The sequence below is a fragment of the Paenibacillus sp. Soil750 genome (genome assembly GCF_001428045.1).
Lineage (GTDB): Bacteria > Bacillota > Bacilli > Paenibacillales > NBRC-103111 > Paenibacillus_E > Paenibacillus_E allorhizoplanae.
This window is the reverse complement of record NZ_LMSD01000013.1, coordinates 108,111-108,400: the sequence shown is the minus strand read 5'-3', so window position 1 is coordinate 108,400 and position 290 is coordinate 108,111. Positions and strand designations below refer to the sequence as shown.

Annotated in this window: 1 protein-coding gene; it reads right to left on the bottom strand. The window is 44.8% G+C overall.

Annotated elements, in window-relative coordinates:
• Positions 1 to 83: 83 nt before the first annotated feature.
• Positions 84 to 290, bottom strand: a 207-nt coding sequence (locus ASL11_RS37495; RefSeq protein WP_056617405.1) for a PadR family transcriptional regulator, incomplete at its 5' end; no start/stop codon positions are given.

Here is a 290-nt window from a genome sequence, read left to right as displayed (position 1 = left end):
TGACGCTTTTTACCCCATCATAGGGTGTGAAAACACCGTTCAAATAGTTCGTTAATTTCTGATTCATCATAGCAATCTCTCCCTTATAATAAATTTTCTAGTACGCGCTTCGAATACTCCCAGTTGTTTTTGTTGCGGACGTAAGCACTCTTGCCCTTTTCGGTAATCCTGAAATACTTGCGTCTTCCTCCTTGAGACTCATCGCCCCAATACCACTCGATATCGCCGTCTGTCTCAAGCCGCTTGACGCTGGAGTACATGGTGGCTTCCTTTAATTCATATTCGCCGCC